At 65.5% G+C, this 15,987-nt stretch carries 15 protein-coding genes, 1 tRNA gene and 1 pseudogene; 10 read left to right on the forward strand and 7 right to left on the reverse strand.

Going from position 1 to position 15,987, the window contains the following annotated elements:
* Positions 1-3 precede the first annotated feature (3 nt).
* The 5 genes and pseudogenes from P0652_RS06305 to P0652_RS06325 form a co-directional block, all read right to left on the reverse strand.
* Positions 4-546 carry a TetR/AcrR family transcriptional regulator gene (locus P0652_RS06305; protein ID WP_284177916.1) on the reverse strand — a complete coding sequence of 181 codons (543 nt, stop codon included), beginning with the start codon at positions 544-546 and terminating at the stop codon, positions 4-6.
* A 5-nt stretch (positions 547-551) separates the two neighbouring features.
* Positions 552-923 carry a hypothetical protein gene (locus P0652_RS06310; protein WP_284177917.1) on the reverse strand — a complete coding sequence of 124 codons (372 nt, stop codon included), beginning with the start codon at positions 921-923 and terminating at the stop codon, positions 552-554.
* 84 nt (positions 924-1,007) lie between these two features.
* Complete coding sequence (locus P0652_RS06315) at positions 1,008-1,619, reverse strand: TIGR02466 family protein (protein ID WP_284177918.1); 612 nt, start codon at positions 1,617-1,619, stop codon at positions 1,008-1,010.
* A gap of 47 nt (positions 1,620-1,666) precedes the next feature.
* Positions 1,667-2,092 (reverse strand): phosphatase domain-containing protein, encoded by a 426-nt coding sequence (locus P0652_RS06320; RefSeq protein WP_284177919.1) that lies wholly within the window; start codon positions 2,090-2,092, stop codon positions 1,667-1,669.
* 166 nt (positions 2,093-2,258) lie between these two features.
* A pseudogene (locus P0652_RS06325) lies at positions 2,259-2,606 on the reverse strand (septal ring lytic transglycosylase RlpA family protein); the annotation flags it as partial.
* Between the two features lie 286 nt (positions 2,607-2,892).
* Between P0652_RS06325 and P0652_RS06330 the strand changes: the two are divergent.
* From P0652_RS06330 to P0652_RS06350, 5 genes are all read left to right on the forward strand, one after another.
* Positions 2,893-2,968: transfer RNA gene (locus tag P0652_RS06330), tRNA-Ile, on the forward strand.
* Between the two features lie 229 nt (positions 2,969-3,197).
* On the forward strand, positions 3,198-4,169 hold the full coding sequence (locus P0652_RS06335; RefSeq protein WP_284177920.1) for an aliphatic sulfonate ABC transporter substrate-binding protein: 972 nt from the start codon (positions 3,198-3,200) through the stop codon (positions 4,167-4,169).
* 75 nt (positions 4,170-4,244) lie between these two features.
* Complete coding sequence (locus P0652_RS06340; protein WP_284177921.1) at positions 4,245-5,084, forward strand: ABC transporter permease; 840 nt, start codon at positions 4,245-4,247, stop codon at positions 5,082-5,084.
* Between the two features lie 3 nt (positions 5,085-5,087).
* A complete protein-coding gene (locus P0652_RS06345; protein WP_284177922.1) occupies positions 5,088-5,864 on the forward strand; it encodes an ABC transporter ATP-binding protein in 777 nt (258 codons plus the stop codon).
* A complete protein-coding gene (locus P0652_RS06350) occupies positions 5,861-6,385 on the forward strand; it encodes an OsmC family protein (protein ID WP_284177923.1) in 525 nt (174 codons plus the stop codon). The genes P0652_RS06345 and P0652_RS06350 overlap by 4 nt, the downstream gene beginning before the upstream one ends.
* 223 nt (positions 6,386-6,608) lie before the next feature.
* Here P0652_RS06350 and P0652_RS06355 read toward each other — a convergent pair whose 3' ends face one another.
* Positions 6,609-7,580 (reverse strand): Bug family tripartite tricarboxylate transporter substrate binding protein, encoded by a 972-nt coding sequence (locus tag P0652_RS06355; RefSeq protein WP_284177924.1) that lies wholly within the window; start codon positions 7,578-7,580, stop codon positions 6,609-6,611.
* 122 nt (positions 7,581-7,702) lie between these two features.
* Here P0652_RS06355 and P0652_RS06360 point away from each other — a divergent pair, with 122 nt between their 5' ends.
* From P0652_RS06360 to P0652_RS06380, 5 genes are all read left to right on the forward strand, one after another.
* Positions 7,703-8,470 (forward strand): GntR family transcriptional regulator, encoded by a 768-nt coding sequence (locus P0652_RS06360; protein WP_284177925.1) that lies wholly within the window; start codon positions 7,703-7,705, stop codon positions 8,468-8,470.
* Positions 8,460-9,377 (forward strand): dihydrodipicolinate synthase family protein, encoded by a 918-nt coding sequence (locus P0652_RS06365; RefSeq protein ID WP_284177926.1) that lies wholly within the window; start codon positions 8,460-8,462, stop codon positions 9,375-9,377. Before P0652_RS06360 ends, P0652_RS06365 begins: the two co-directional genes overlap by 11 nt.
* Before the next feature lie 16 nt (positions 9,378-9,393).
* A complete protein-coding gene (gene araD, locus P0652_RS06370) occupies positions 9,394-11,127 on the forward strand; it encodes an L-arabinonate dehydratase (protein ID WP_284177927.1) in 1,734 nt (577 codons plus the stop codon).
* Between the two features lie 8 nt (positions 11,128-11,135).
* Positions 11,136-11,855, forward strand: a complete 720-nt coding sequence (locus tag P0652_RS06375; RefSeq protein WP_284177928.1) for a ribonuclease activity regulator RraA — start codon at positions 11,136-11,138, stop codon at positions 11,853-11,855.
* A 67-nt stretch (positions 11,856-11,922) separates the two neighbouring features.
* Positions 11,923-13,755 (forward strand): ABC transporter ATP-binding protein, encoded by a 1,833-nt coding sequence (locus P0652_RS06380; protein ID WP_284177929.1) that lies wholly within the window; start codon positions 11,923-11,925, stop codon positions 13,753-13,755.
* A gap of 35 nt (positions 13,756-13,790) precedes the next feature.
* On the opposite strand, the gene P0652_RS06385 is transcribed toward P0652_RS06380, so the two are convergent.
* The gene (locus tag P0652_RS06385) at positions 13,791-15,980 is read right to left on the reverse strand and encodes a xanthine dehydrogenase family protein molybdopterin-binding subunit (protein WP_284177930.1); all 2,190 of its coding nucleotides are present in this window, start codon (positions 15,978-15,980) and stop codon (positions 13,791-13,793) included.
* Positions 15,981-15,987: the final 7 nt, after the last annotated feature.

Raw genomic sequence — 15,987 nt, forward strand, 5'->3', positions numbered from 1 at the left:
GCCTCACCGCTTCAGCAGCGCGAGGAAGTGCCGGTAGAGCGCCTGCCGTTCCGCGGGAGTCGAGGCAGGCTCGAGGATCGACAGCCCGAGAAAGGCCGCATATTCGATCCGGGCCAGCACGCGTGCCGTTTCCGGCGGGAGGCCGGCTGCCTCGTGAAGGCGGGCGAGGAAGCCGGTGCGGTGCCGGTCAACCCAGGCGCAGATCTCGGCGATGCCGGGATGCCGTGTCGCGAGGCTGCGCATGGCCTGATCGATCCGCTGGTCGAGCAGGCTTGTCGCGATGTTGAGGGCTTCGAGTTTCTCCTCCGCCGTGCCGGCCTTCTCGACCTGCCGCATCACGGCCTCGGTATGCCGTTCGCGCCATGCCCCGGCCATGGCGAGGAGATAGGCGTCGATCGTCTCGAAATGGTGGTAGAAGGATCCCTTCGAGCGTTTGGCCCTCTGGCAGGCGGTCTCGATCGTCAGGGCGTCCGGCCCCGATTCGGCCAGCAAGGCGAGCCCGAGATCCAGCCAATCCGCCTTTTTCAGCCGCCCGCTTCCCGGCATGATCCCTAGATCCAGAGTCCCGCTGTCCCGAGGGCAGCCAGCGGCGTGAACATCATCCATTGCGGGTGGCGGGAATGCCGCAGGCCCAGGGCGACATTCATGCCGATATTCGTCAGCGCGTAAAGCGCCGCTGCGCCGGTGGCAAAATATGCGAGGGTACGGTTCCCCTCCGGCTGTGCCGCGACGAGATAGGCGATGGCCATGCCAGCCAGTGTGATCGTCACGAAATGCCAGCACATGTAGAGCGTCCATTTCGACATGCGGGGCAGGTGGGTATCGGCCAGCAGCGGCCGGACGATATGACGCCCGCCGGCGATGACATGCACAAGGCAGATGGCAAGGGCGCCGATCGCGGCTGCGGTCAGGAAGGGGTTCATGGCAAGCTCCGGTCAATAACAATACCATACTGTATGGTTTGTATTTTGGAGTCAATCCAGGCGATGCCGGTCCGGGCGGTGGTTTCAGACCCAGTTGTAGTTGAAGCTGATGGAGATCCGCTCCTCGGCCGAGCGGTTCATCGGCACATCATGCCGGAGCCAGCTCTCCCAGAGCAGGAGGGTGCCGGGCTGCGGCTCGATGCTGACGAAGGCGCGGTTCTCGAGGGCAGCCTTCGCCTTGCGCGGTGGCGCGGCCATCATCATGGCATGGCGCGGATCCTCGAGACGCAAGGCGCTCGCGCCTTTCGGCACGGCAACATAGAAGGTGCCGGAAATCACGCTGTGCGGGTGGATATGGGCGGCGTGGAAACCGCCTTCCGGCAGGATGTTCACCCAGAAGGAGTCCATCGCCAGCTTGCCGCCGCCAAGATCGAATTCGAGCAGGCGCGCGAAGGCCCGGGCATGCGGGTCGATCTGCTTCGCCAGCGCCTTGAATTCGGGGAAGCGCCAGGGAAGATCATTCAGTGAGGCATAAGAGGTGTAGCCGGGATAGCCGTTCTTCCGGCACCATTTCAGGCCGGCCTCGTCATCGACCGCAAGCGCCTGGCTGGTGCGGGCCAGATCCTCGACCAGAGCCGGATCCTCGATCTCGGCCCGATAGAGGCGGGTGGGGAACAGGGTCAGGATCTCGCTCATGTCGCCTCCGGATGCGCCAGCCTCGTATCATGCCGGGGCGGCTGGCCTCAACCGCCGGTCGCGGTCCAGGCTTCCTGTGCGGCCGTCTCGATCGCGCCCGGGCGGGCCGCGCGGACGAGATGGATCGCCTCGTCCGGTGTAGCACCGGCCATGACGAGCAGGCGTGCGGCCATCATGCCGGAGCGGCCGCGCCCGCCGTGACAATGGACCAGCACGGACCCGCCTTGGCGCAGGGTTGCGCAGGCCGTCTCAAGCATGGCGGCGGACCGGCCGCCCGGCTCGGGCGTGCCATAATCCGGAATGGGGAAGGCAATGAGAGTGTCGGCCGTGGTGGCAAGTTCGGCCGGGAGCGCGGCGAGGCCGAGCGAGGCCCATTCCTCCGGCTCGACCAGCGAGATGAGCAGGCCGGGTCGCCAGGCTCGGATGACAGCGAGGTCCGAAGCAGGGATGCCTGTCCGGCCAGGCAGCGGCATGATGCCGAGCCGCCCGGACGGACAGGGAATGTTGCTAATTGAAAAGGGCTCGGTCGCCACGATGGATCAGGCCGTCGGTTTCGGGGATGGATTCCACCTCCTCCGATGCCGGGACCGGGGCAGCCCTGTCAACCGGGGCCGGCTCGAACAGGCTGGCTTTCGCCGAGAGGGGTTCCACCCTCAGCCGGGCCGTGCCCTGTCCCACGAAGCCGAGCGCCGAGGCCGCGCCGCGCGAGACATCCAGCATCCGGCCCCGCACGAAGGGGCCGCGATCATTGATCCGGACGACGACGGATCGCCCGTTCTGGACATTGGTGAGTTTGAGTTTCGTGCCGAAAGGCAGCGTCCGATGCGCGGCCGTCAGCGCGCCCGGGTTGAATCGCTCGCCCGAGGCGGTTTTCCGTCCGGCCAGTTCCTGCCCGTAATAGCTGGTGTGCCAGACATTCTGCGCGAGAGCCGGGGTTGCAAGGCCCGCCATCAGCGCTGTTCCTAGGATGATCCGCAAAACCGGCATCTCCTTCGGGTTGCGCGCCAGACCCCATGTCCGGCGCAGGGCCGGCCCGTCTGATGCCCGATTGAGGCGAGAAAGCGACCGCGAGACGGCGGAACGGGATTTTCACTCCATGACAAGGGATAAATGTCTTACAAAAAGGACAATTATCGTATTTATGTCCAGACAGGGAATGAAATCCGCGATTGTCGCTTCCGCCGGGTTGTCCCTGCCGGGGGCTTGCCGGTTGCCGCTCCCGGGGCTTGCAAAGTCGACCCGGTCACGCAAAAAGGATGGCGCCTCTGGCAAGGGGCCTGTAGCTCAATGGTTAGAGCCGGCCGCTCATAACGGTCTGGTTGCAGGTTCGAGTCCTGCCGGGCCCACCAAACCCCTTCATGGCGCTTGCGCCCTTTCCGCCGGCCCCGGGCGGGCTTTCCAAATTCCGGCCCCGGCAGAGCAAGGAATTCTTCGGCGGGGCACGAGGGCAGGATAGCCCGTTCGATTTGCTGTCGGAATGCGGGCATTTCACGTTTGGGAATATCCTTATTCCAAAATCTTTGTTTGGAATATCGGAACGATCCGTATGTTTTGCCGTACGAAATGGAGGTTCCGCCGATGATTTCCCGCCGCTCATTCCCGCTTCTCGCCGCTGCCGCTTTCGGCCTTGCGCTGGCACCCGCCCTGGCAGCGGGGCCGCCCAGGGAGATCCGGATCGACTGGGCGACCTACAACCCGGTCTCGCTGGCGCTGAAGGAACAGAAGCTGCTCGAGAAGGAATTCGAGAAGGACGGCATCACCATCCGCTGGGTTCAGTCCGCCGGGTCGAACAAGGCGCTGGAATTCCTCAATGCCGGTTCGCTCGATTTCGGCTCGACCGCCGGCGCTGCCGCGCTGATCGGCAAGATCAACGGCAACCCGATCAAGTCGATCTATGTCTATTCGCAGCCGGAATGGACCGCCCTGCTGACCCGTGAGGGTACTGGCATCAAGAGCGTCGCCGATCTCAAGGGCAAGCGCGTTGCCGCCACCCGCGGCACGGATCCGCATATCTTCCTCGTCCGGGCGCTGCAGGAAGCCGGCCTGACCGAGAAGGACGTCACGCTTGTCCTGCTCCAGCACGCCGATGGCCGGACCGCGCTGGCGCGCAAGGATGTCGATGCCTGGGCCGGTCTCGACCCGATGATGGCGGCTGCCGAACTCGAGGACAAGGCGAGCATCTTCTTCCGCAAGAAGGAAGCCAATACCTGGGGCATCCTCAATGTCCGCGAGGCTTTCGCGAAGGATCATCCGGCGCTGGTTCGCCGCGTCCTCGCCACCTACGAGAAGGCGCGGGCGTGGTCGCAGGCCAACCCCGACCAGGTGAAGGCCTATCTCGTGGCCGCCACCAGGCTTCCGGAGGCGGTTATCGCGAAGCAGCTTTCCGAGCGCACCGATCTCACCCATTCGAAGATCGGCCCGGCCCAGATTGACTCGATCACCGAGGCGGGCCTCGCGCTCCAGAAGGCGGGCGTGATCAAGCCGGATGTCAATGTCCGGGCCGTTGTGGTTGACCTCGTGGATGGCAGCCTGCTGACCGCGACCCATTGACCGTTGATAACCGGCAAGATGACGCGGCCCCTCCGGGCCGCGTTGTTCTGTAGCAGGGCGAGGGCAGGGGGCCCCATGAGCAATTTCAAACCCGGAACGACGGGCGTTTCCGCCCGCGAAGCCGGAGTCAGGCCAAAGGTCGCCGATGGCTGGAGCATGCCCGACGGGCTGGGCTTCGTCCTGCCGCTGGTGCTGGCCATCCTCTGGGAGCTGCTGGTTCGACAGGGGCTGGTCAGTGGCAGGCTGCTGCCGCCACCCTCGCGGATCGCCGGCACGCTGATGGAACTTTCGCAAGGTGGAGACCTGCTCCGGCACATCATCGCCACCTCTGCGCGCGTCTTCACAGGCTTCGCGCTTGGCGTTCTCGCGGGCACGCTGCTCGGTGCGCTCAGCGGCTATTCCGCCCTGACCCGTCGGCTGGTGGACCCGACATTGCAGGGGCTACGCGCGGTGCCCTCGATCGCCTGGGTGCCGCTCTTCATCCTGTGGTTCGGGATTTTCGAGGCCTCGAAGGTGGCGCTGATCGCGGTGGGCGTATTCTTCCCGGTCTATCTCGGCATCATGGGCGCCATTCTCGGCATCGACCGCAAGATCGTCGAGGTCGGCCGCGTCTTCCGCCTGACTCCGTTCGGCCTTGTCCGGCGCATCCTTCTGCCGGCGATCCTGCCCTCCTTCGTCCTCGCCCTGCGCGGCGGGCTGGGCCTTGGCTGGATGTTTGTCGTCGCGGCGGAATTCATGGGCGCTTCGGAGGGGCTGGGCTACCTGCTGGTGGACGGCCAGCAACTCGGCAAGCCGGACCAGATCGTGGCCGCCATCCTGCTTTTCGCCGTGCTCGGCAAGATCACCGACGGGTTGCTCTCGGCGCTGTTCGCGCCGTTCCTGCGCTGGCAGGATGTCTATGCGGGAGGGGCCTGAGCCATGCTGGAGATCCACAATCTCGGCAAGATCTATCCCAACGGCGCCCATGCCCTTGGCGGCATCGACCTGACGGTCCAGCAGGGCGAGATCGTCGCGCTGGTCGGCGGTTCCGGTTGCGGCAAGAGCACGTTGCTGCGCCTGATTTCCGGCCTTGACCAGGCCAGCCATGGCACGGTGGAAGTGGAAGGCGAGGTCATCCGCGATCCACATCCGCTGGTCGGCATCGTCTTCCAGGAGCCGCGCCTGCTGCCTTGGCTCAACGTGGCGGAGAATGTCGGTTTCGGCCTTGCTGCCCTGTCGCCGGTGCAGCGGCAGGCGAAAGTGACCGAGGCGCTCGAGCGGGTCGGTCTCGGCGGCTATGGCGGAAAATGGCCGCGCGAATTGTCGGGCGGGCAGAGCCAGCGCGTGGCGTTGGCCCGGGCGCTGGTGACCGAGCCACATGTGCTGCTGCTCGACGAGCCCTTCTCTGCGCTCGACGCCTTTACCCGCGCGGACCTGCAGGACCACCTGATCACCCTTTGGGAGCGCTACCGGCCCACATTGGTGCTGGTGACGCATGACATCGAGGAGGCGCTTGTTCTGGCGACCCGAATCGTCATCATGCAGCCCAATCCCGGGCGGATCGCCCGGAGCTTCGAGGTGGCCCTTCCCCGGCCGCGCCAGCGCCATTCCGAGGCGTTCGATGCGGAAAAGCGGCGCATCCTGAAAGCGTTGAATGCAACATTGGCCGATCCGCCCGCGCGGGAGGACGGCCTCATCCAAGGTGCTGGAATATGAGTCTCGATGCCGAAGCCCTCCGTGCCCTGCAGGCGCCGATCAAGGCGAAGTACCGCGAGGCCCCGGATGCGGCCGTGATCACTCTCAAGGCTCGCGGCACCGTGGGCGAGGGCATCACCTGCAAGCTGGAAACCGGCAAGGCGATGGTCGAGGCCGGTCTGCACCCTGCCACCGGCGGTTCAGGCCTGGAACTCTGCTCCGGTGACATGCTGCTCGAGGCGCTCGTCGCCTGTGCCGGCGTGACGCTGAAGGCGGTGGCGACGGCGCTCGGCATCACGCTCGATTCGGCGGAGGTCTTCGCCGAGGGCGATCTCGATTTCCGCGGCACGCTGGGCGTCGCCAAGGATGCGCCGGTCGGGTTCCGGAATATCCGCCTGCGTTTCGAGGTGAAAACCGATGCCAGCGAGGAGCAGCTCGCTTCGCTGCTCAAGTTGACGGAGCGCTATTGCGTCGTCTTCCAGACGATCAACACCAAGCCACAGCTGGATGTCGTGCTCAACAATGCGGGCAAGGCCGGCTGAGCACGGGGCCATTTCCGCCATGAAACCCGCCACCAACCCCACCGCCTTGCGCGTCCAGGCCGCTCTCGGCCCGGCCTATGCCGTGCTCGAACTCATCCGGCTGACTGGCGGCCGCGTGGCGGATATCGCCGAGGGCTGAAACAACAACCCCCGCAATCCGGCGAGGATGCGGGGGCGTTTGGCGCCGGAGGGGAGAGTGCCCGGCGCGTATCGGTGAGAAGGCTCAGTCGAGCTTGATCTTCGCCTTGGCGGCAACATCCTTCCAGCGGGCGGTTTCACTGGCGATGTGACTGGCGAATTCCGCCTGAGTCGAACCGATCGGCGTGACGCCGACCTTGGTCAGCTTTTCCATCGTTTCCGGCTCGCGCAGGATCGCCTGGATCTCCGCCGTCAGCTTGTCGGCAATCGCCTTGGGCGTGCCGGCAGGCGCAAAGATGCCATGCCAGGAGGTGGCGGCAAAGCCGGGATAGAACTCGCTCATCGCCGGCATGTCCTTGGCGAAGGGCAGCCGCGCCGGTGTGGCAGTGGCGAGGGCCTTCAGCTTGCCGGCCTGCACATGCGGCCAGGCGACGGTGATGTTGTCGAAGGTCATCAGGATCTTGCCGGCCAGCAGGTCATTGGTGATCTGGCCGCTGGAGCGATAGGGCACATGGATGATGTCCGTGCCGGAGGCGAGCTTGAACAATTCGCCGGCAAGATGGATCGAGGTGCCGGCCCCGGACGAGGCGAAGGCATGCTTGCCCGGTTCGGATTTCAGGAAGGCCACGAGTTCAGGCACGGTGTTCGCCTTCACCTCCGGGTTGACCAGAAGGATGTTCGGCACCGAGGCAACCAGCGAGAGCGGGATGAAATCCTTCACATGGTCATAGGGCATAGCCTTGTAGACATTCGGATTGATCGAATGCGTCGAGACCGTGCCCATACCGAGCGTGTAGCCATCCGGAGTTGATTTTGCGACCGAGGCCACGCCGATATTGCCGCCGGCACCGGCCTTGTTCTCGACGATGAAAGTTGCCTTGAGGCGCTGGCTAAGCCGATCGGCGAGGATGCGGCCCAGCATATCCGTGGTTCCGCCTGCCGCGAAGGGCACGACGATCGTCACCGTCTTCGAGGGATACTCTGCCTGCGCCAGGGCAGTGCCGGGCAGGATTGCCATGGCCATCAGGCCGAACAGGGTTTTCGACAGGGCTTTCATCGACGTTCCTCCTCATCGGATCCGCCGTTCGACCGGCGGTTGTGATTTGCTCCGGCCCCGTCCGTATCATGCCTCGAAGGCAATTGAAATCTGAAATTTCAGATTGCAGTTTAGTATGAAACATGCTGTTTCTGCCGGAGGTAGTCAGCGAGGCGGGCATGGACAGGGATCATCGCGATGGCGCGAGCGAGCCGGGGGCCGGCATCGAGCCGGTGGATCCGCATCTGCTCAGGAGCCTGCGCGAGCATGTGCATGAACGGCTGCGCGGGCTGATCATCGCTGGGCGGTTCCGTGAGGGCGACCGCCTGCACGAACGCGAACTGGCCGACCTGCTGCGGATCAGCACCACACCGGTCAAGGATGCGCTCCGGATGCTGGAAGGCGAAGGGCTGGTGCGGATCGAAGCGCGCCGTGGCGTGTTCGTGCTGTTCGGCCCGCGCCGTGCCTACGAGATGGCGATGGCCCGTGCCGCCGTCGAGGGCGTGATCGCGGCGATCGCTGCACGCCGCATCGACGGGAGCGCCTCTGCCGATCTGGCCGGATTGGTCGGCCGGATGGAGCATGCGACCGAGCATGGCGATCTCGAGGAGATCGTCGCGCTCAACGAGCGGTTCCATGGCGCGATCTCGACCATTGCCCAATGTGACTATCTCCAGAGCCGGCTGGACAGCCAGCGCATGTATGACCATGCGCGGCGTCTCGCGGTTCTCGGCGATCTCGAGGAGCGCCGCGCCGGGTTCCGCGAGCACAGCGCGATTGCCCGTGCGATTGCCGCGCGCGATGCCGATCATGCCGAGCGGGAAATGCGCCAGCATATCCTGCGTTCGGCCCGCCACTTCCTGAACCATGTCTTTGGCACCGGACTCGAGGACCGCGACTATGTCGAGTGAAGCGATGGTGGCTGCCCTGCGCGGCATTTCGGGCGTGCATGTCACGCCCTACACGCCTGATGGCGAACCGGACTGGCCGGGCGTCGCTGCCGTTGCGCGCAGCATCGCGGAAGCCGGCATCCACAATATCGTCTCGGCGGGGAATACCGGCGAGTTCTATCCCATGACCATGGCCGAGATCGAGCGGAGCCATGCCGTCGCGGCAGAGGCAGCGGCCGGCAAGGCGAAGGTCACCGCGGGGATCGGCCGTTCGCTGCGCGAGGCCGTCGCGCTCGGCAAGGCGGCGGCGACAGCCGGCTGCGATGCGGTGATGGTGCATCACCCGCTCGATCCGTTCGCTGCGCCGCAATCACAGGCCGATTACATCCGCGCCATTGCTGATGCGGTACCTCTACCGGTGGTGGCCTATATCCGTTCCGATGCGATCGGCGTGGCGGACCTCGTGCGGGTGGCGACCCATGTCAATGTGGCGGGCGTCAAGTTCGCGTCGACGAACCTGATGCTGCTGGCCGAATGCATCCGCGCCAGCGCCGGCAGCAAGGCCATCTGGATCTGTGGTCTGGCCGAGGGCTGGGCCGCGCCGTTCCATGCGCTGGGGGCACGGGGCTTCACCTCGGGCCTCGTCAATGTCGCGCCGGAGCGCTCGCTGGCGATCTGGGCCGCCCTGGAGGCGGGCGATTACCCCAAGGCCCGGGCGCTCGTCGATGCGATTGCCGGGTTCGAGGCGATGCGGACGAAATACGGTAACGGCGCCAATGTGACCGTGGTCAAGGAAGCGATGGGGCTGATGGGCCACAAGGTGGGACCGGTGCGCCTGCCGGGATTGCCCGAACTCAACCCTCAGGAGCGGGCGGATCTCGCGCGTATCCTCGAGGGCTGGCGTGCCCGCGCCGCCGCCGCCGAATGACCCGCCGGAGACAGGCATGACCCGCAAAAAGCTCGAGGACCTGCGTTCGCAGCGCTGGTTCGCCCCGGATGACCTGCGTTCCTTCGGCCATCGCAGCCGCATGAACCAGATGGGCTTTGCCGATGACGAGTTCAAAGGCCGGCCGATCATCGGCATCATCAATACCTGGTCGGATTTCGCCCAATGCCACGCCCATTTCAAGACGCGGGTGGAGGATGTGAAGCGCGGCGTGCTGATGGGCGGGGGCTTCCCGGTTGAGCTGCCGGCGATCTCGCTGTCCGAAAGCACCGTCAAGCCGACGACGATGCTCTATCGCAACTTCCTGGCGATGGAGACCGAGGAGCTGATCCGCTCGCAGCCTGTCGATGGCGTGGTGCTGATGGGTGGCTGCGACAAGACCACGCCGGGCCTGCTGCTCGGCGCGACCAGCGCCAATGTCCCGGCGATCTTCGTGCCGGCCGGGCCGATGCTGCGCGGAAACTGGCAGGGCAAGGCGCTGGGTTCGGGCTCCGATCTCTGGAAATACTGGGACGAGCGGCGCGCCGGCACGATCACCGACCGCGACTGGAACGAGATGCAGACCGGCATCGCGCGGTCCTATGGCGTCTGCATGACGATGGGCACGGCGGCGACGATGACGGCTTTGGCCGATGCGATCGGGATGACGCTGCCCGGCAGTTCGAGCATCCTTGCGGCGGATGCGAACCATATCCGGATGTGCTCGGAAGCCGGGCGGCGGATTGTCGACATGGTGTGGGAAGATCTCACGCCGGCAAAGATCCAGACCGAGCAGGCCTATCGCAATGCCATCGTGGTGGCGATGGCGATGGGCTGCTCGACCAATGCCGTCATCCATGTGCTGGCGATGGCGCGCCGCGCCGGGCACCGGATCGGCCTCGCGGATTTCGATGCGACCAGCCGCCATGTGCCGGTCATCGCCAATATCCGGCCCTCGGGCAGCACCTATCTGATGGAGGATTTCTACTTCGCCGGCGGATTGCTGGGCCTGATGTCACGGCTGAAGCCGATGCTCGACCTCAGCCAGATCAATGTCACCGGCAAGAGCTGGGTCGAAAGCCTCGAAGGGGCGCAGGTTTTCAACGATGACGTGATCCGCCCGCTCGACAACCCGATCTACAAGGAGGGCGCGCTGGCCGTGCTGAAGGGCAATCTCGCGCCGGATGGCTGCGTGATGAAGCCCTCGGCCTGCGCGCAGAAATTCCTCACGCATTCCGGGCCGGCCCTCGTCTTTGACGATTACCCCGCGCTCAAGGCCAATATAGACCGCGAGGATCTTGACGTGACCGAAGATACGATCCTCGTTTTGCGCAATGCCGGGCCGCTCGGCGGGCCGGGCATGCCGGAATGGGGCATGCTCCCGATCCCGAAGAAGCTGCTCAAGCAGGGCGTGCGCGACATGGTGCGCCTCTCCGATGCACGGATGAGCGGCACCTCCTATGGTGCCTGCATCCTCCATGTCGCGCCGGAAAGCTATATCGGCGGGCCGCTGGCGCTGGTGAAAACCGGCGACCGGATCACGATCGATGTGCCGAACCGGACGATATCGCTCGATGTGCCGGATGAGGAACTGGCCGCCCGCCGGGCTGCCCTCGTGCCGCCGCCGCCGCGCTACGAGCGTGGTTATGGCTGGATGTTCTCGCGCCATATCAAGCAGGCCGATCAGGGCTGCGATTTCGACTTCCTTGAAACCGAATTCGGCGCGCCTGTCAGCGAGCCGGTGATCTTCTGAGGCCTGCCATGTCTGCTCTCACGCCCGCGATCCGCCAGAAACTCCTCGGTGTTTCCACCGCGACGCTCTGTACGGCCCTGTTCAAGCGCGGGCTGCGCAACCAGTTCCTGCAGGATGTGCGGCCGCTCAACCCGAACCTGCCCAACATGGTCGGCGAGGCCTTCACCCTGCGTTACATTCCCGCGCGGGAGGACCTCAACCCGATCACCGTCTTCCAGGACCGGGCGCATCCGCAGCGCAAGGCGGTGGAGGAATGTCCGCCTGGCGCGGTGCTGGTCATGGACAGCCGAAAGGATGCCCGCGCTGCTTCCGCTGGCTCGATTCTCGTGACGCGGCTGATGGTGCGCGGGGCAGCCGGCGTCGTGACGGATGGCGGCTTCCGCGACAGCCCGGAAATCGCCGAGATGCCGTTTCCGGCCTATCATAACCGGCCCTCGGCCCCGACCAATCTCACCCTGCATCAGGCGCTCGATATCAATGTGCCGATCGGCTGCGGCGACGTGCCGGTCTGGCCGGGCGATGTGGTGGTCGGTGACCGCGAAGGCGTGATTGTGATCCCCGCGGGGATCGCGGCGGAGATCGCCGACGAGGCTGTCGAGATGACGGCCTTCGAGGATTTCGTGCTGGAGAAGGTTCAGGGTGGCCGCTCGATCCTCGGGCTCTACCCGCCGACCGATCCCGGCACGAAGGCCGAGTTCGAGGTCTGGCGGGCGCAGCAAGGTCGCTGACATTTCCTGTCAGGATCCGTGATGCGTGGTCTTTGAGCGGACATGAAAGGCGGGTAAGCCAGCCCGCATGTTCCGCTGGTTTGAATCCTTGCTTGATCCGTTCCCGGCCGCGAGGCCGGGTATGCCACCGCCCGGGCTTGCGGCTTTCCTCTGGCACTACATCCGGCCGGTCTGGAAGCTGCTGGCCGTCATCACGCTCCTTTCCGCGCTGATCGCGGTGGTGGAGGTGTCGATCTTCTCGATGATCGGCACGCTGGTCGACTGGCTGGCGCGGGAGAGCCGCGAGGGGTTTTTCGAGCGCAATGGCTGGATGCTCGCGGGCATGCTGGTGCTGATCGCATTGGTGGCGCCGGCTTTGCACCTGCTCTGGGAATTCGTGTTCCATCAGGGTATGGCCGGCAACTTCCCGATGCGCGTGCGCTGGCTCGCCCATCGCTACCTGCTCGAACAGAGCCTCACCTTCTTCCAGAACGACATGGCCGGCCGGATCGCGACGACCGTTATGCAAACCGCGCTGGCCGTGCGCGAGGCGACGACGAAGATGTGTGATGTCCTCGTCTATTTCGCAGTCTATGTGCTGGCTGCCCTTGTCTATCTCGCCAGCGCCGACTGGCGGCTCGCCGCGCCGCTTTTCGTCTGGGCCGGCACCTATGTGCTCACGCTGGTGGTATTCATCCCGAAACTGGGGCGGATCTCCGAGGCGCAGGCCGATGCGCGCGCCCGGATGACGGGCCGGATTGTCGACAGCTACACCAACATGGCCACAGTGAAGCTTTTCGCCCATTCGCGCGCCGAGGCGGATTATGCCCGCGAGAGCATGGCGCCCTTCCTGGGCACCGTGCATCGGCAGATGCGGCTGGTGACCGTGCTCAATTCGCTGCTGCACCTGCAGAACTTCGTCATGCTCGCAGCCCTGGCCGGCCTTTCTGTCCTGCTCTGGCATGCCGAGATTGTCAGCATCGGCGCGATTGCCGTGGCCATTGCTTTGGCGCTGAGGCTGCAGGGCATGTCGCAATGGATCCTCTGGGAGACCTCGGCGCTGTTCGAGGCGCTCGGCACCGTGCGCGACGGCGCCGGCCTGCTTTCGCAGCCGCTGACCGTGCTGGACAGACCTGGCGCGCCGCCGCTCGCCCCGGTCCGGGGCGAGATCCGTTTCGAGGCGGTGACCTTCGATTACGGCAATGGCCGCAATGCGCTGGACGGGCTTTCGCTGCAGATCCGGCCGGGCGAGAAGGTGGGGATCGTCGGCCGGTCCGGGGCGGGGAAGAGCACCCTCGTCTCGCTTCTGCTCAGGCTCTACGATGTCCGGTCAGGCCGCATCCTGATCGACGGGCGTGATATCGGCGAGGTTGCGCAGGAATCCTTGCGCGCACAGATCGCGGTGGTAACGCAGGATACGGCGTTGCTGCATCGCTCGGTGGCGGAGAATATCCGCTACGGCCGGCCGGATGCGCCGGATTCCCGTGTTATCGCCGCGGCCAAGGCCGCCCATGCCGATGGTTTCATCCGCGACCTTGTCGATTCGAAGGGAAAGCGCGGTTACGAGGCGCAGGTCGGCGAACGGGGAGTAAAGCTTTCCGGCGGGCAGCGCCAGCGCATCGCGATCGCGCGCGTGTTTCTCAAGGATGCGCCGGTCATCGTTCTGGACGAGGCGACCTCGGCGCTTGACTCGGAGATCGAGGCCGCGATCCAGGAAAGTCTCGGCCTGCTCGTGCATGGCAAGACCGTCATCGCCATTGCCCACCGCCTCTCGACCATCGCGGCGATGGATCGCCTCGTGGTGGTCGATCAGGGCCGGGTGGTCGAGGAAGGCAGCCATGCGGAACTCATCCGCCGGGGCGGCATCTATGCCGATCTCTGGGCGCGGCAATCCGGCGGGTTCATCGGGCATGACGCCTGAGCCAGCATGATGCCTGTATGTAGCCCGGCCGGATTTCAGCTGTTTTCCGGGCGGTTGAAGGGCAAAGCGCGGATCCGGCGTTTCGTGGCCGCGAAATAGGCGTTCGCCACCGCCGGGCCGATCGGCGGCACGCCCGGTTCGCCCACACCGGTCGGCGCCTCGGTCGAGGGCAGGATATGCACATCGACAGCCGGCATCTCGTCGAGACGCAGCACTTCGTAGCCGTCGAAATTTCCTTCGACGACGCGGCCCTGATCCAGCGTGATGCGGGATTTCAGAATGGCGCCGAGGCCGAAGCCGATGCCGCCCTCCATCTGCGCGCGGACATTGTCCGGGTTGACGGCGATGCCGCAATCCACGGCGCAGGTGACACGATGGACCTTCGGCTGGTTGCCCTCGACGGAGATTTCGGCGATCTCCGCGACGATCGTGTCGAAGGATTCCGCCAGCGCGACGCCGCGGAACCGGCCCGGTGGCAGGGGCTGGTCCCAGCCGGCCTTTTCGGCCGCGAGTTTCAGCACGGCGGCGTGGCGGGGATGGTCCTTCAGCAGGTCGAGCCGGAAGGCAACGGGGTCCTTGCCGGCAGCGACGGCGAGTTCGTCAATGAAGGTCTCGACCGCATAGGCCGTGTGGGTGGAGCCCACCGCTCGCCACCAGAGTACCGGCACGCCGGTGGTCGTGGTGGTGAGTTCCACGCGCATGTTCGGGAAGGCATAGGGCAGTTCGGATGCGCCCTCGACCGAGGTGACATCGACGCCGTTCTTCACCATGCCGGCCTCGAAAGGCGTGCCGCTGACGATGGACTGGCCGACAATATGATTCTGCCAGCCGACGACATTGCCCGCCGCATCCAGCCCGGCCTTCAGGTAGTGGACATAGGCGGGCCGGTAGCGCCCGGCGCGCATGTCATCCTCGCGGGTCCATTGCACGCGCACGGGCCGCCCGCCGATGGCCTTCGACACGGAGACGGCCTCGGCAATCACGTCGCCATCGATCACGGCGCGCCGGCCAAAGCCGCCGCCGGTCTTCATGACATGGAGCGTCACCTTGTCCGGTGTCACGCCGGCAATGCCCGCCGCGATGGCCTGGTAGACATCCGGCATCTGGTGCCCACCCCAGACCTCGACGCGGCCATTCTCGATCCGGGCGATGGCATTCATCGGCTCGAGCGCGGCATGGGCGAGATAGGGGAATTCGAAGGTTGCCTCCAGCACCTTTGCGGCCGAAGCGAAAGCGGAACCGACATTGCCGGTATCGGTGGCGACGGCCTTGCCCGGCTGCTTCGCCAGCGCGTGATAGCCAGCCATGATCTCGGTGGTCGAGCGGGTTTCGGCACCGCTTTCGTCCCAATCGACCGTGACGGCCTCGCGGGCCTTCAGTGCGCGCCACATATTGTCGGCGACCACCGCGACGCCACGCGGCACCTGCACGACATCCACCACCCCGCGCATGGCCTTCGCGCGCGTGGCATCGACGGCCCGGACCTTTGCGCCGAAACGTGGCGGATGGATCATCACGGCGGTGAGCAGGCCCGGCAGGCGGATATCGATCGTGAAATTCTGACGGCCCGTCGACTTGGCAAGGCTGTCATATTTCCGGAGGATCTGGCGATCCTTGCCGATATAGATCCAGTCTTCCGGCTTCTTGAGCGGCACGTCCTGCGGAACCGGCAGGGCGGCGGCCCGGGCGACGACATTGCCGAAGCTCATGTAGCGCGCCTTGTGGCGCAGCATGCCCTTCTCGACCTCGATCTCGGCTGCAGGCACATTCCATTCCTGCGCCGCAGCCTGGACCAGCATGAGACGCGCCGCCGCGCCGGCGCGGCGATAGCGGTCGTACGAGGAGGGCGTGCCGGTGGAGCCGCCCGTGCCCTGCACGGCGCCGCCCCAGCCGACATTGCCGTAGAGACCAGGATTGCCCCAGCCGCCCTCGACGCGGATCTGGGCCCAATCGGCCATCAGCTCCTCGTTCACCAGTGTTGCGATGCCGTGATAGATGCCCTGGCCCATATCCATATGGGCGGAGAAGATCGTGACCGTATTGTCGGTGCCGATCCGGATGTAGCCGGCGAAGGGGTTCTGCCCGGCTCGTGCCTGCGCCTTTGCGGTGCGGGGTGCGAAGCCGATCATCAGGCCGCCGGTTACGGCAGCTGCGCCGAGCAGGAAGCCGCGGCGTGAGGCGACCGGATCCTTCAAGGCCCTGTCAGCGAGGAAACGCGGGATCATCAATGGC

The organism is Rhabdaerophilum sp. SD176, assembly GCF_030143245.1.
In the GTDB taxonomy this organism is placed as follows: domain Bacteria; phylum Pseudomonadota; class Alphaproteobacteria; order Rhizobiales; family Beijerinckiaceae; genus Rhabdaerophilum.

Coding starts and splice junctions, on each gene's coding strand:
- P0652_RS06380 (WP_284177929.1), top strand. CDS start 11,923: ATGTTCCGCTGGTTTGAATCCTTGCTTGATCCGTTCCCGGCCGCGAGG.
- P0652_RS06335 (WP_284177920.1), top strand. CDS start 3,198: ATGATTTCCCGCCGCTCATTCCCGCTTCTCGCCGCTGCCGCTTTCGGC.
- araD (WP_284177927.1), top strand. CDS start 9,394: ATGACCCGCAAAAAGCTCGAGGACCTGCGTTCGCAGCGCTGGTTCGCC.
- P0652_RS06320 (WP_284177919.1), bottom strand. CDS start 2,092: ATGCCGCTGCCTGGCCGGACAGGCATCCCTGCTTCGGACCTCGCTGTC.
- P0652_RS06360 (WP_284177925.1), top strand. CDS start 7,703: ATGCTGTTTCTGCCGGAGGTAGTCAGCGAGGCGGGCATGGACAGGGAT.
- P0652_RS06340 (WP_284177921.1), top strand. CDS start 4,245: ATGAGCAATTTCAAACCCGGAACGACGGGCGTTTCCGCCCGCGAAGCC.
- P0652_RS06365 (WP_284177926.1), top strand. CDS start 8,460: ATGTCGAGTGAAGCGATGGTGGCTGCCCTGCGCGGCATTTCGGGCGTG.
- P0652_RS06345 (WP_284177922.1), top strand. CDS start 5,088: ATGCTGGAGATCCACAATCTCGGCAAGATCTATCCCAACGGCGCCCAT.
- P0652_RS06385 (WP_284177930.1), bottom strand. CDS start 15,980: ATGATCCCGCGTTTCCTCGCTGACAGGGCCTTGAAGGATCCGGTCGCC.
- P0652_RS06350 (WP_284177923.1), top strand. CDS start 5,861: ATGAGTCTCGATGCCGAAGCCCTCCGTGCCCTGCAGGCGCCGATCAAG.
- P0652_RS06355 (WP_284177924.1), bottom strand. CDS start 7,580: ATGAAAGCCCTGTCGAAAACCCTGTTCGGCCTGATGGCCATGGCAATC.
- P0652_RS06315 (WP_284177918.1), bottom strand. CDS start 1,619: ATGAGCGAGATCCTGACCCTGTTCCCCACCCGCCTCTATCGGGCCGAG.
- P0652_RS06375 (WP_284177928.1), top strand. CDS start 11,136: ATGTCTGCTCTCACGCCCGCGATCCGCCAGAAACTCCTCGGTGTTTCC.
- P0652_RS06305 (WP_284177916.1), bottom strand. CDS start 546: ATGCCGGGAAGCGGGCGGCTGAAAAAGGCGGATTGGCTGGATCTCGGG.
- P0652_RS06310 (WP_284177917.1), bottom strand. CDS start 923: ATGAACCCCTTCCTGACCGCAGCCGCGATCGGCGCCCTTGCCATCTGC.